Source organism: Brucella pseudogrignonensis, from assembly GCF_031454375.1.
Classification (GTDB): domain Bacteria; phylum Pseudomonadota; class Alphaproteobacteria; order Rhizobiales; family Rhizobiaceae; genus Brucella; species Brucella pseudogrignonensis_A.
The window spans coordinates 407,845-421,577 of sequence record NZ_JAVDQT010000002.1; the positions used below are offsets into that span (position 1 = coordinate 407,845).

The following is a 13,733-nucleotide window of genomic DNA, read 5'->3' on the forward strand; positions in this document are numbered from 1 at the left end:
TCAATATGACCGATAAAGAGTGGTGACATGGGAAATGCACGCCTTGAAACCAAATTTTGCGGCCCATTCTACAATAAAATGATTCAAAATAACGCGATAAGCCATTGAAAGCTATTGCCATAAAAGTGCCTAGCCGGTCATAATAAAAACATCGGAATATATGATTCCTCACGATACCTTACCGGAGCGTTTCTGTTACTGTTTTTCATGAGCGGTGCCTGCTTCGGATCAACCTTGATTGCGGATAGGAGGCCTTGGGCGCATGACGATGGACGGCAGGATGCTCTTTTTGCTGGTCCTTCTTCCGTTTCTTGGCAGTGCTGTAACAGGTCTATTTCGCGGAGTTGATAGAAGCGGTTCTGCCTGGTTTACGGCAGCTATTGCCCTTGTCGCTTTTGTCATAACAGCAAGTCTTTATCCAATCGTAGCTAACGGCGGCGTTGTTCGCGGATCGATCGATTGGCTTCCAAATTATGGATTGAATATCACTTTCCGTATGGATGGCTTCGCATGGCTATTCGCCATGCTGATTACCGGCATCGGTTTGTTGGTCGTGATCTATGCACGCTATTATATGTCGCCCGAAGATCCGGTCCCTCGGTTTTTCTCGTTTCTTTTGTCTTTTATGGGGTCAATGCTCGGCGTGGTTTTGTCGGGTAATATTGTGCTGCTTGCCGTTTTCTGGGAGCTGACGAGTATCTTCTCGTTCCTGTTGATCGGCTATTGGTATCACAACGCCAGTGCGCGTGATGGCGCGCGTATGGCGTTGACCGTCACAGGCATTGGCGGCTTTTGTTTGATGGCTGGCGTGCTGCTGCTTGGTCATATTGTTGGCAGCTATGATCTCGACAAGGTTCTGGAAGCTGGGAACGTCGTTCGCACGCATCCGCTCTATACTGTGACGCTTGTCCTCATTTTGATGGCGGCTTTCACGAAGTCGGCACAATTTCCATTTCATTTCTGGTTGCCTAATGCGATGGCGGCGCCAACGCCAGTTTCAGCCTACCTGCACTCTGCGACGATGGTTAAAGCGGGTGTTTTCCTGTTGGCGCGTCTGTGGCCAGTGTTTTCTGGCACGGAAGAATGGTTCTGGATACTTGGTCTTGCAGGTCTCACAACCTTGCTGATCGGCAGTTTCTTTGCGGTGTTCCAGCAAGATCTCAAAGGCTTGCTAGCTTATTCGACCATCAGCAATCTTGGTCTTGTCACAGCGCTTTTAAGCCTTGGCAGCCCACTGGCCGCTGTCGCTGCAATCTTCCACATGGTCAATCACGCTATATTTAAAGCGTCATTGTTCATGGCGGCTGGTATTATCGACCATGAAACCGGCACTCGCGATATGCGAAAATTGAGCGGGTTGGCGCGAGCAATGCCCTACACGGCCACACTTGCGATGGTCGCGAGTGCGTCAATGGCCGGTGTGCCGCTGCTTAACGGCTTTTTGTCGAAAGAAATGTTCTTTGCCGAAGCGGTCGAAACGCATATGGCATCGACACTTGATACGCTCACACCTTATATTGCGACATTGGCTGGTATTTTCACCGTCGCGTATTCGGTTCGGTTTATCTATTCCACTTTCTTTGGCCCTGCACCGCATGATCTGCCAAAAGCTCCGCATGAGCCGCCACACTGGATGCGTCGTCCAATAGAATTGTTGGTGCTGCTTTGCCTGTTGATCGGTATCGTGCCGAACATCGCCATTGGTCCGTTTTTGCATTCGGCTGTCACGTCGGTGCTGGGAGATGCAACGCCTCAATATAGTCTCTCCGTCTGGCATGGCTTCAACCTGCCGCTGATGATGAGTATCGTGGCGATGATCGGCGGCGTTATTCTATTCATGGCGCTCAAGAATTATCTTGCGACCAGTGAAGACGGCCCACCGCTTTTCCGTCATTTGCAAGGCCAACGTATTTTTGAACGTGTGCTGGTAACGGTGTCATGGAACTGGGCGCGTAAGGCTGAAAGTTTTCTGAGTACACGACGCCTTCAGCCGCAGCTTCGCATCGTTGTCGCTTTTGCATTGATTGCTGCAGCATGGCCTATTTTTGAAGATGGTATTCATGCCGGTATGCTCGGCGTGCAGCCGGTTGATCCAATCTTTGCTGGCCTTTGGATTCTAGGTGGCGCCTGTGCCATTGGCGCTGCATATCAGGCTAAGTATCATCGCTTGGCTGCATTGATATTGCTTGGTGGGGCGGGGCTCATTACCTGCATCACCTTTGTCTGGCTGTCGGCACCGGATCTCGCGGTCACGCAGCTGCTCGTTGAAATTGTAACAACCGTGCTGCTGCTTCTCGGCCTGCGCTGGCTGCCGAAGCGCTTCGAAGATCCGGATCCAATCCCGGTCAAGTTTGGCCCAAGAATTCGTCGTTATCGCGATTTCGTGCTGGCGATCGGCAGTGGGGTTGGTGTGTTCATCATCTCCTATGCGATGATGACGCGCCCATCACCGGAAAGCATCGGCGATTACTTCTTGCAAAATGCCTATTCAGGCGGTGGCGGCAAAAACGTCGTGAATGTTACGCTCGTTGATTTCCGTGCCTTTGATACATTTGGCGAAATTGCCGTGCTTGGCATCGTCGGTCTCACGGTTTACGCACTTCTGCGTCGTTTCCGTCCGGCTTCTGATAGCACCGGCTCGACCGCACAGCAGAGAATTCAGGATGCATATGATGAGGCAATGGAAGATCGCGAAAAGGGCGAAACCCTGACCGATTATCTGGCAGTTCCATCTGTCATCATGAAATGGCTCTTCCCGGTCATTATCGTGCTTGCTGTGCATTTGATCCTGCGTGGCCACGACCTGCCGGGTGGCGGCTTTGCTGCTGGTATCACTTTGGCGATTGCATTCATTCTGCAATATCTGGCAGCGGGTACGCGTTGGGTTGAAGATCACCTGCGTATTTTGCCTGTTCGCTGGATTGGTTTTGGCTTGTTGATTGCCGCAGCCACCGGAGCGGGCGCATGGCTCTTCGGCTATCCGTTCCTGACAACGTTCTTCCAATATGCGGATATACCACATATCGGAAAGATGCCGGTCGCAAGCGCGCTTCTGTTTGATATCGGCGTTTTTGTACTTGTTGTTGGTGCAACAGTTCTGATGTTGATCGCATTGGCGCATCAGTCGATCCGTAAACATCGCGTTGAAAAACTTGCTGCTGCGAAGGAGGACAACTGATGGAACTCGTTCTCGCTGTCGCAATCGGTGTCCTGATGTCGTCTGGTGTGTGGCTGATCTTGCGTCCGCGCACGTTTCAGGTTGCAATTGGCCTCGCGCTTGTTTCTTACGCCGTCAATCTGTTCATCTTTTCGATGGGGCGTTTGCGCACCAATGCGCCACCGGTGCTTGATTCAGGCATCAATGTGCAAGCGGCGCAATATACTGATCCAGTGCCACAAGCACTGGTTCTGACTGCTATTGTTATCGGATTCGCAATGACGGCTCTTTTCCTGGTCGTTCTCCTTGCATCGCGCGGTATGACGCGAACCGACCATGTCGACGGCAAGGAGAATTGATTTTGGACTGGAAGTCACATCTCATTGTCGCGCCAATTCTGCTGCCACTCGTGACAGCGGCATTTCTGCTGCTTTTCGATGAACGCAAACGCAAGCTGAAGATGGCAATCAACACGATTTCTATCATTGGCTTGATTGTTATCGCGTTCACGTTGATGGGCGTTGCCAGTGATATCGCGCCCACAGCCGACGTTTATCTGATTGGCAACTGGCCAGCGCCGTTTGGTATTGTTTTGGTGTTAGACCGCCTTGCAGCCCTGATGCTGGTGCTGACCAGTGTGCTCGCGCTCGCGGCCTTGAGCTTCGCGCTGGCGCATTGGCACAAGGCAAGCCCGAATTTTCATACGATCTTCCAGCTTTTGCTGATGGGATTGAATGGTGCATTTCTAACTGGCGACTTGTTCAACCTGTTTGTTTTCTTCGAGGTTATGCTGGCTGCATCTTATGCGCTCGCTTTACATGGTTCTGGATCAGCCCGCGTTAAAGCTGGCATGCATTATATTGCAGTCAACCTCGTTGCGTCGTCGCTGTTTCTGATCGGTGTCAGTCTAATCTATGGTGTGACAGGTACGCTTAATATGGCTGATCTCGCACACAAGATTTCGCAGGTTGCGGCTGAAGACCGGATGCTTCTCGAAGCAGGGGCTGCAATTCTGGCTGTCGCTTTCCTGGTGAAAGCCGGGATGTGGCCGCTGAACTTCTGGCTCGTTCCGACCTATACGGCAGCGGCAGCGCCGATTGCTGCGATTTTCGCGATCATGAGTAAGGTCGGAATTTACGTATTGCTGCGCCTGTCACCGCTTATGTTCGGTATTGGGGCTGGTGAATCCTACGGTTTCGGTAACGACTGGCTTTATTACGGTGGCATGGTTACGCTGGCTTTCGGCTTGATTGGTGTGGTCGCATCCCAAGCCATGGGACGTCTTGCAAGCTATAGCATTCTGGTATCGTCTGGCACTCTGCTCGCCGCAATCGGTAGCGGAAATACGGCAATGACGGGCGCTGCACTGTTTTACATGGTCAGTTCCACACTCACTATTGCGGCTTTCTTCCTGTTGATCGAACTGATCGAGCGCGGTCAGGATGCGGCGGCTAATGTTCTTGCGGTTACCATGGAAGCCTATGGTGATGACGAGGAGGAAGAAGAAGAAGAGGAAGTTGGCGTCGTGCTGCCAGCAACTCTGGCTATTCTTGGCACCTGTTTCGCGGTTGTCGCTATTCTGCTTATTGGCTTGCCGCCGTTCTCAGGTTTCATTGCAAAATTCCTGATCCTCGCCGCAGTGTTTAATGGTGATGGTGCGGCGCCGACATTGGCAATGCCTGTCAGTCCTGCAAGCTGGGCATTGATCGCGCTTATTCTGCTGTCGGGCCTATCAGCGCTCATTGCAATGACCCGTACGGGCATACGCACATTCTGGGCGTCACTTGAAGGCAATGTTCCACGCGTTCTGGTACGCGAAGTGGTGCCGATTGCTGGACTTCTTGCTGTCTGTCTTGCTCTGACAATTGGTGCAGGTCCAGCCATGGGCTATATGGATGCAACGGCTCGCGCACTTCATTCGCCGCAAGATTATATCAACAGCGTTCTGCAAGCCCCGCGTGTAGGCGGAGAAACGGTGGAGGTAAAATGAGAAAAATTCTACCTTTCCCGCTGCTCTTCGTGGCATTGATCATATTCTGGCTTTTGCTGAATGGTTTCACACGAGCACAGTTGCTTTTATCGATCCCGATTTCGCTGCTTGCTTGCTATGCAATGACAGCGCTACAGCCTCAGAAAAATCATCTGCGCTCAATCCCGACGATGATTTGGCTGTTTGGTGTCGTGAGTATTGATATTCTCACATCCAATCTCGCAGTCGTTAAGCTCATCCTATCACCGCGAAAGAAACGGCATCCGGGTTTTGTGGTTATTCCGCTGGAGCTTGAAAACCGAACGGCATTGGCTGTCCTTGCCTGTATTATCACCACAACGCCGGGAACAGCTTGGGTAGATTACAATGTTACCCGTAAGGCACTGACAATCCATGTTCTCGATCTGGAAGATGCAAAGGCTTGGCGGACACTTATCAAGCAACGCTATGAGCAGCCGCTCATCCGTATATTCGGGGCGAGGGACGTTGTTAAAGAGGAGCAATCAGCATGAGTGCAGTCATTCTTTTCTGGTCGCTTCTGGCTGCGCAACTCATGCTGGTCGCCGCGATGGGTTGTGTGGTCTATCGCTTGCTTATCGGCCCGCGTGCGCAAGACCGTGTGCTGGCAACTGACGCGCTGTATCTGAACGCGCTTTTACTGTTGCTGACATTTGGTATGCGTACCGGCAGCGTCATTTATTTTGAAGCAGCACTCATTATTTCAATATTGGGCTTTGTTGCGACCGTAGCGCTTGCGAAATTCCTGATGCGCGGGGAGGTGATCGAATGATCGGAGCTGCTGATCTGCCCGTCTGGGCTGCAATAATCATTGCATTTTTTCTGGTGTCCGGTGCGTTCTTAACGCTTGTCGGATGTATTGGACTTGTTCGTTTTAAAAGTTTTTATGAACGCATTCATGCGCCGACAATCGGTTCTTCGTTCGGCGCAGGCGGAATCTTGATCGCTTCCATCATGTTTTTCTCCATCTTGCAATCCAAGCCGATTCTGCATGAAGTGTTGATTACCGTTTTTGTGGTCATCACAACCCCGGTAACGCTCATGTTGCTCAGCCGTGCCGTGATTCATCGGGATCAAACGCAGGATAGCAAAGAGCTTCCTTCTTCTTCCGACCAGAAATGATGGTTGGAAGCTTGGTCTGAGGCATTTGGAGGAGTGCTGAGGACTGCGGCCAATTGTCCATATGCACCCTGCATCCAGACAAGCGGATTGAAGGATCAGGCAATTTAAATTATCTGAATTTCAGTAATTTCTGAAAATTCAGAATTTACGGGAGAGAAGACTTGGAATTAACGCCAATTGTTCAGTCGTTTGTTCTCCACTTTGGAGAGATGGGCAGCCGCTGGGGTATCAACCGGACGGTTGGTCAAATCTATGCGCTGCTTTATCTATCGTCTGAACCTCTGTGTGCGGATGATATCGTCGAGGCGCTTGGGGTATCACGCTCCAATGTCTCGATGGGTATCCGCGAATTACAGGGCTGGAACCTTGTGCTTTTGAAGCACATACCGGGCGACCGTCGCGACTTTTTCACGACACCTGGTGATGTCTGGGTCATTTTGCGTACGCTCGCTGAAGAGCGCAAAAAGCGTGAGATCGACCCAACATTGACTGTGTTGCGCGAAGTGCTGATGGAGCAGCCGCAAGATGACGGCGACAAGTTCGCACAGGAGCGCATGAAAGACATGTATGCGCTCATCGAACGGCTCACCAACTGGTATGATGACGTTAAGAAGCTCGATACAGACCGATTAACCAGCCTTCTGGCGCTTGGTGCCAAGGTTACGCGTTTTCTGGAAACGACCGACAGGATCGTTGCTTTGGGACGCGGCAGAACAGCGGCCAAAAAGGAGCCTAAGCGAGAGTGACAGTCGCGCGCACCCAAACGGAAGAAGTGACACAACAGGACAGCGAAAAACCGGACGACAAACGTCGTTCGCGTCGCCGTCCGGTCCCATCTCTCCTCAAAAAGGGGGCGCGACTTCAGGCAGTGGCAGCACTCATATGGCTGCCACAAGCCGCAATTCTTGCTTACGGCGTAGGCTTGCTCGCCAGTACTGGCTTTGATGCAACAATCTACTATTTAGCCGCAGCGCTCTTTTTTCTTGGTTGCATACGCAGTCTGCTTGATGCGCGTGGCGCGTCGATGGCTTTCGATGCCGCACGTTCAGAACTCACAAAGCTACGCGAAAAGGCCGTCACAGCACTCTCACAACGCTCGCCGCTCGATACGTCACGATCATCTTCGGGTGAGGCCGCCAGCATTCTCGCCGAACAGGCCGAAATGGTTGTTCCTTACCTGTCACGCTTTGTGCCCGTCCGCATTCGCGTCATGCTGGTTCCACTGGCAATTCTGGTGGCAGTTTTGTGGTTTTCATGGATTGCTGCACTGACCTTGCTGATTGCAGCTCCTCTAATCCCGATTTTTATGGCCCTGATTGGCTGGCGCGCAAAAGCAGCCAGTGAAAAGCAGCTTGTCGCTTTGGGTGATATGAATGGTTTTCTGCTTGATCGCCTTCGCGGTCTGGCGACCATCCGCAGCTTTCATGCAGTGGATATGACCGCAAATCGCTTGCGCGATAATGCTGAAACCTTGCGCAAAAAGACCATGATTGTTCTGCGGATTGCTTTTCTTTCATCGGCGGTTCTCGAGCTTTTCGCGGCTATCGGCGTTGCCATGGTTGCGGTTTATATTGGCTTCCATCTTCTTGGAACGCTCGATTTTGGTGCATGGGGCCATAAGCTCACACTTGCCGAAGGGCTCTTTATTCTTCTACTTGCACCTGCATTTTTTGAGCCTTTGCGTGATCTATCGAGCGTTTGGCATGATCGCGCATCAGGTGAAGCTGCGATTGATGCACTGGAAAATCTTGCCGCCCATGAGATGCCCGTTCTCGGAGCGGTTCAGCCAGCAAATAAAGTGGCAACCGAACCTTCACTGATCATGCGGGATATTGGTTTTCACTATGGCAATGGGCCAGACATCTTCAAAGGGTTCAATCTTGATGTTGAGCCGGGTGAGCATGTCGCGATCCTTGCTCCAAGTGGCTATGGCAAGTCGACATTGCTGGCTCTGATTGCGGGACTTGCTGCTCCGCAGACAGGTGAAATCCGTATTGGTGGCATTGTTCTCGACGATGAAACAGCGACAACTCTGCGTTCAAGGATGCGCTGGGTAGGGCAAAAGCCACATATATTTGCTGGCAGTGCGCGATTTAATATTACTCTTGGCCGTGACGCCGATGCCAAGAAAACGCAAGCTATCGTTGAGCAGATGGCGCTTGGCCATGTCGCGGGAGTTACTGGCGCAGGCGTTATTGGCGAAAATGGTGCCGGTCTCTCTGGCGGTGAAGCGCTCAGGCTGGCTTTAGCACGTGTTGCGGTCGATCAGAACGCAGACATTATCCTTGCCGATGAACCGACAGCTCATCTCGATCATGAAACAGCTGACCGCATCGCTGATAGCCTTATCAATCTTGCCAAAGGCAGGACGCTGATAATCTCCACACATGACGAAAAGCTGGCAAGCCGTATGGATCGCATCATTCGACTGGATGATATGAGCGCCACGACAGAAATCTGGCAAAAGAGGGCTGCGGAATGAATGGTCTTCAGGCGCTGCGACCAATTTTACGCCTTTTCTTTAGTAGCAAGGGTAAGCTTCTTTACGCCGGTATTATTGCCGCAACCATGACCGTGCTAGCAGGCATTGCACTGCTAGGGCTTTCTGGTTGGTTCATTACAGCCACAGCGATTGCAGGTTTGACTGTTTCAACTGCAATCGTTTTTGACGTGTTCATGCCTGCAGCGGGTATTCGCTTCTTTGCGATCCTGCGTACAGGCACGCGTTATCTGGAACGGTTAGTGACGCATGAAGCTACACTCGCCATTCTGGCCGCTCTTCGTGAAAAGCTGTTTCGTGCATGGGCGCGGCCTGCTGCGGCTAATGCCTTACTCAAGCGGCCTGCAAGGCTGTTGTTCCGGCTGACTGCCGACATTGATGCGCTCGACTCTCTTTATTTGCGCGTACTCGTGCCAGCAGGTGCAGCCCTTGTAACGGCCATCATCGCAGGATTTGCACTCGGGCTGATGCATCCAGCATTTGGGTTGGTGTTTGCACTGTTGCTTCTGGTTTTCGGACTTGGCTTTCCGCTCCGGGCCGCAAGACGCTCTGAAAAGCCGATGCGCCGGCGCGCCAAAGGTACAGAAGCGCTACGCGCGCGCACCGTTGACCTGGTTGCAGGGCAAACAGAACTGATCATGGCGGGACGGTTGGCTAATCAGAACGCAAGCATATTGCGAGCGGACAGTTATATCGAAACTAGCGACCGTACTCTCAACCGGATTGAAGTTTCGACAGGCGCGAAATTAGGCATTCTTCATGCTGGTTTGATGGCGGGAGGGCTCATCAGTGTTGGGCTGCTCATGCAAGCTCAGCTTATCAATGCGCCTGTCGCTGCACTTGGGCTTCTTATCATTCTGGGTTCTATGGAGCCTTTTGCTGCGCTAAGACGCGGAGCGGTGGAGCTTGGACGCACAATTTTGGCGGCTCGCCGCGTTGGTCCTGCGCTGTCAGCTTCAGATGATATCCAGGATATGAGCCTTCCGAAAAACGGAAATGCTATTGAACTTCAAAGCGTTGTCGCACGTCATGAAGGTTCTACAGTAACTGCTTTAAAAGCTATCAGTCTTACCGTCAAAGAAGGCGAGCGCGTTGCTGTGATTGGCACAAGTGGCGCGGGCAAGTCTACGTTATTCAACGTACTTGCAGGAGAGGTTAACGCTGAGAGCGGCGAAGTTAAGGTTCTACCTGCTCGTCTTTTGACCCAACGCACAGAGCTTTTCAAAGACAGCCTTCGCAACAATCTCATGCTCGCAAATCCAAATGCCAATGATGCAGATTTGAACGCTGCGTTGGAAGCTGCGGGGCTTGGAGAATTCATGCAGTCTCAAACCGATGGTTTGGACACAGTTTTGGGCGAAGGCGGGCTTGGGCTGTCTGGCGGTCAGGCCAGACGACTTGCACTGGCGCGACTGTTCCTGACGGACTCCCCTTTATGGCTTCTCGATGAGCCAACAGAAGGACTTGATCAGGCGACCGCTGAAGACGTGCTTTCCCGCCTGAGTGAACAGGCAAAGGGTCGTACACTGCTGATTGCAACGCATATTCAGCGCGAAGCACAGATTTGTGATCGGGCAATTGTTTTGGATCAAGGCGCTCTTATTCAATCAATGTCCAAAGGAGAGGCGCCTTTTGGCGAAATCCTCAATTCTCTGAGGTGAAATATGAGTAGGGGGCTGTTTTCGGTCGATGCCGACAGCAGCTCGTAACATCAGGAGGGCCGGACTGTCCGGCTAAAGAGATGGAATTCGATATTGTCTCCCTGTCGCGATTGCAGTTCGCAATCACGGCACTTTATCACTTCCTTTTCGTACCTCTGACACTTGGTCTTTCCGTGCTGCTTGCCATCATGGAAACCGTATATGTCATGACCGGAAGGCTCATCTGGCGGCAGATGACCAAATTCTGGGGTACGCTGTTTGGTATCAACTTCGTTATGGGTGTCGCAACCGGCGTTGTGATGGAATTTCAGTTCGGTATGAACTGGAGCTATTACAGCCATTATGTTGGCGACATTTTCGGAGCGCCGCTGGCGATTGAAGGCATGATGGCCTTCTTCCTAGAGGCGACCTTCGTTGGCCTGTTTTTCTTTGGCTGGGATCGATTATCCAAAGTGGGGCACCTGATGGCGACTTATGCTGTCGCTGCGGGTTCCAACTTCTCGGCACTTTGGATTCTAATTGCCAATGGCTGGATGCAAAATCCAGTCGGATCAGCCTTCAATCCTGAAACCATGCGGATGGAAATCACTGATTTCTTCGCAGTTTTGATGAACCCGGTTGCACAGGCAAAATTCGTGCATACGGTTTCGGCTGGCTATGTAACCGCTTCGATCTTCGTTCTGGGCGTTTCGGCCTGGTATTTGCTGAAAGGCCGTTCCACCGAACTCGCTAAGCGGTCGATGACGGTCGCCGCATCTTTTGGTCTCGCGGCATCGCTTTCTGTTGTCGTTCTGGGTGACGAAAGTGGCTATCTCGCCAACGAGCATCAAAAGATGAAAATCGCAGCCATCGAAGCCATGTGGGAAACTGAGCCAGCTCCGGCTTCGTTCACTGCATTTGGCTTTCCTGATCAGGAAGCACGCGAAACGCACTATGCTGTGCATATTCCATGGGTCATGGGTCTTATCGGCACGCGTTCGCTGACAACGCCTATCGAAGGAATTGAACAGCTTGTCGAGAATGCGCAGGGGCATATCCGCAAGGGTTTGATTGCCTATGATGCATTGCAGCAAATTCGCGCTGCGCACGACACCAATGCTGTTTCTCAGGATGTGAAAGATGCATTCGCTGATAACAGTCAGTGGATGGGTTATGCGCTGCTTCTCAAGCGCTATGTCGATGATCCGCGTCAGGCGACGGATGCGCAGATTACACAGGCGGCGAATGATACGGTGCCCGGTGTATTGCCGTTGTTCTGGTCGTTCCGCATCATGGTCGGCATCGGCTTCTTCTTAATTCTGCTGACGGGGACATTCTTTGTCTTGTCTGCGCGTCGTAAGCTCGATCATTATCCGTTCCTGCTAAAAGTCGCCGTTTTTGCGATACCGCTTCCGTGGATTGCAGCAGAAATGGGCTGGATTGTTGCCGAGTTCGGGCGTCAGCCGTGGATTATTGAAGGTATTCTGCCGACAGCCGTTGCCGTGTCCAATCTTGGTGCTTCGACGGTTCTCTTCACCATCGTTTGCTTTGTCGCAATTTACACGGTCCTCTTCGTCATAGAGATGGCACTCATGCTGCGTGCCATTAAGGCTGGACCAGAACCTGACAGCAAACCGGAAGCAAAGCTGGCACCTGCAAGCATTGCGCCAGCGGAGTAAAGAACATGATACTCAGCGATTTGTTGGACTATCAAACACTGCGCGTCATCTGGTGGGTACTGCTCGGCGTATTACTGATTGGCTTTGCCGTAATGGATGGCTTCGATCTCGGTGTCGGCACACTTTTGCCATTTGTAGGCAAGACCGACATCGAACGACGCGTGGTTATCAATACGATTGGACCCGTCTGGGAAGGCAATCAAGTCTGGCTGGTTCTCGGTGGTGGTGCAATCTTTGCCGCCTGGCCGCCGCTTTACGCAGTGTCTTTTTCCGGCTTCTATCTGGCGATGTTCGCCATATTGTTCGCACTTATTTTGCGTCCAGTTGGTTTCAAATACCGTTCCAAGCGCGACAGCGATGCATGGCGTACCGGCTGGGACTGGGCACTGTTCATTGGTGGCTTTGTGCCATCATTGATCTTTGGTGTCGCAGTCGGTAACGTGTTGCAGGGTGTTCCATTTCGTTTCAATGGAGATCTTCAGATTTTCTATGACGGAACATTCTTCGGTTTGCTCAATCCGTTTGCGCTGCTATGCGGTCTGCTGTCTGTCTCTATGCTGGTTATGCATGGGGCGTCGTGGCTCGTGCTTAAAACAACTGGTACGGTTCAGGCACGGGCGCGCGCTTACGGTAGTGTTGCAGCTATCGTAACCACAGCCCTGTATGTCCTTGCTGGTATCATCAGCTGGATGTGGGTTTCGGGTTATAAGATCACCAGCACTGTGGTGCCGGATGGTCCGTCAAATCCGCTGCGCAAGGTTGTGGAGCTGGATCATGCAGCCTGGTTCGATAACTATATGAACTATCCTGTGCTGCTCATCGCACCGGCACTGGGTATTCTGGGACCGTTGCTTGTGCTTATCGCGCTGCGAAAGGGAAGGGAACTCGCCCCAATTCTGTTTGGTGCCGTTTCAATCTTTGGGGTCATTGCGTCAGTTGGCGTTTCAATGTTCCCGTTCATCCTGCCATCGTCAGTTGACTTGCGTTCAAGCCTCACTGTTTGGGATGCATCGTCAAGCCATATGACGCTGTTCATCATGCTCGTGGTGACGTTGATCTTCCTGCCGCTCATCGTCGCTTACACATCATGGGTCTACAAAGTTCTATGGGGTAAGGTCGAGAAAAGCGACATCGAGGACGAAAGCAATCACGCTTATTAATGCATCATTGGGCTGTGATCGCCCTTACAATATAATCGAGAAAGGAAAGCAAGATGTGGTATTTTTCCTGGCTTCTTGGCCTACCACTCGCAGCCGCTTTCGCTGTGCTGAATGCTATGTGGTACGAGTTAATGGACGATAGAGCACGCAAGCGACTGAACGGAGACCCAACCGCAGAACTTGCGCGTGAAGGTAACAAGCATCACTAAGTGCTTCTGATAGCGGCCCGGAAACGGGCCGTTTTCTTTTGCGTAAAATAAGTCATCTAAAAAATGGCAGCATATAGTACCAATTGGTACCCTAATTTTGCGATGGGAATTGTAATAATATTTCGTATATTCACCGTCCAAGATTTCGATAAATTCCTTTTATATAATGCATTTAGAAGAATGTAGAAATTTTATTACGCTATTTATCCAATCCAATAGAACCGTTCTGATAGAATTTAATGCACGATAAGAAAAATA

At 51.5% G+C, this 13,733-nt stretch carries 12 protein-coding genes; all 12 read left to right on the forward strand.

The window, feature by feature from the left end; genetic code table 11:
* Window positions 1–262 precede the first annotated feature (262 nt).
* Window positions 263–3,178, forward strand: coding sequence for a monovalent cation/H+ antiporter subunit A (locus J2782_RS09745; protein ID WP_310011870.1), 2,916 nt, complete (start codon window positions 263–265; stop codon window positions 3,176–3,178).
* A complete protein-coding gene (locus tag J2782_RS09750; RefSeq protein WP_140903345.1) occupies window positions 3,178–3,516 on the forward strand; it encodes a Na+/H+ antiporter subunit C in 339 nt (112 codons plus the stop codon). Before J2782_RS09745 ends, J2782_RS09750 begins: the two co-directional genes overlap by 1 nt.
* Window positions 3,517–3,518: 2 nt before the next feature.
* A complete protein-coding gene (locus J2782_RS09755) occupies window positions 3,519–5,147 on the forward strand; it encodes a monovalent cation/H+ antiporter subunit D (protein ID WP_310011871.1) in 1,629 nt (542 codons plus the stop codon).
* A complete protein-coding gene (locus tag J2782_RS09760) occupies window positions 5,144–5,659 on the forward strand; it encodes a Na+/H+ antiporter subunit E (protein WP_310011873.1) in 516 nt (171 codons plus the stop codon). Before J2782_RS09755 ends, J2782_RS09760 begins: the two co-directional genes overlap by 4 nt.
* Window positions 5,656–5,937, forward strand: coding sequence for a K+/H+ antiporter subunit F (locus J2782_RS09765; protein WP_250041967.1), 282 nt, complete (start codon window positions 5,656–5,658; stop codon window positions 5,935–5,937). The genes J2782_RS09760 and J2782_RS09765 overlap by 4 nt, the downstream gene beginning before the upstream one ends.
* Window positions 5,934–6,287: a monovalent cation/H(+) antiporter subunit G gene (gene mnhG / locus J2782_RS09770; protein ID WP_310011874.1), complete on the forward strand. Its 354-nt coding sequence runs from the start codon at window positions 5,934–5,936 to the stop codon at window positions 6,285–6,287. Before J2782_RS09765 ends, mnhG begins: the two co-directional genes overlap by 4 nt.
* A gap of 161 nt (window positions 6,288–6,448) precedes the next feature.
* Entirely contained in the window at window positions 6,449–7,033 is a 585-nt protein-coding gene (locus J2782_RS09775) for a GbsR/MarR family transcriptional regulator (RefSeq protein ID WP_250041963.1), read from the forward strand.
* Window positions 7,030–8,769: a thiol reductant ABC exporter subunit CydD gene (cydD, locus tag J2782_RS09780; protein WP_310011875.1), complete on the forward strand. Its 1,740-nt coding sequence runs from the start codon at window positions 7,030–7,032 to the stop codon at window positions 8,767–8,769. Before J2782_RS09775 ends, cydD begins: the two co-directional genes overlap by 4 nt.
* On the forward strand, window positions 8,766–10,448 hold the full coding sequence (gene cydC / locus J2782_RS09785) for a thiol reductant ABC exporter subunit CydC (protein ID WP_310011876.1): 1,683 nt from the start codon (window positions 8,766–8,768) through the stop codon (window positions 10,446–10,448). The genes cydD and cydC overlap by 4 nt, the downstream gene beginning before the upstream one ends.
* An 80-nt stretch (window positions 10,449–10,528) precedes the next feature.
* Window positions 10,529–12,106, forward strand: coding sequence for a cytochrome ubiquinol oxidase subunit I (locus J2782_RS09790; RefSeq protein ID WP_310011877.1), 1,578 nt, complete (start codon window positions 10,529–10,531; stop codon window positions 12,104–12,106).
* A 5-nt stretch (window positions 12,107–12,111) separates the two neighbouring features.
* Complete coding sequence (gene cydB, locus J2782_RS09795; RefSeq protein ID WP_310011879.1) at window positions 12,112–13,266, forward strand: cytochrome d ubiquinol oxidase subunit II; 1,155 nt, start codon at window positions 12,112–12,114, stop codon at window positions 13,264–13,266.
* Window positions 13,267–13,319: 53 nt separating this feature from the next.
* Window positions 13,320–13,475: a cytochrome bd-I oxidase subunit CydX gene (gene cydX, locus J2782_RS09800; RefSeq protein ID WP_250041954.1), complete on the forward strand. Its 156-nt coding sequence runs from the start codon at window positions 13,320–13,322 to the stop codon at window positions 13,473–13,475.
* Window positions 13,476–13,733: the final 258 nt, after the last annotated feature.

Bases quoted from the DNA above. Each gene is read 5' to 3' on its own strand.
- J2782_RS09745 (WP_310011870.1), top strand. From the start codon at position 263: ATGACGATGGACGGCAGGATGCTCTTTTTGCTGGTCCTTCTTCCGTTT.
- J2782_RS09750 (WP_140903345.1), top strand. From the start codon at position 3,178: ATGGAACTCGTTCTCGCTGTCGCAATCGGTGTCCTGATGTCGTCTGGT.
- J2782_RS09760 (WP_310011873.1), top strand. From the start codon at position 5,144: ATGAGAAAAATTCTACCTTTCCCGCTGCTCTTCGTGGCATTGATCATA.
- J2782_RS09765 (WP_250041967.1), top strand. From the start codon at position 5,656: ATGAGTGCAGTCATTCTTTTCTGGTCGCTTCTGGCTGCGCAACTCATG.
- mnhG (WP_310011874.1), top strand. From the start codon at position 5,934: ATGATCGGAGCTGCTGATCTGCCCGTCTGGGCTGCAATAATCATTGCA.
- cydC (WP_310011876.1), top strand. From the start codon at position 8,766: ATGAATGGTCTTCAGGCGCTGCGACCAATTTTACGCCTTTTCTTTAGT.
- J2782_RS09790 (WP_310011877.1), top strand. From the start codon at position 10,529: ATGGAATTCGATATTGTCTCCCTGTCGCGATTGCAGTTCGCAATCACG.
- cydB (WP_310011879.1), top strand. From the start codon at position 12,112: ATGATACTCAGCGATTTGTTGGACTATCAAACACTGCGCGTCATCTGG.
- cydX (WP_250041954.1), top strand. From the start codon at position 13,320: ATGTGGTATTTTTCCTGGCTTCTTGGCCTACCACTCGCAGCCGCTTTC.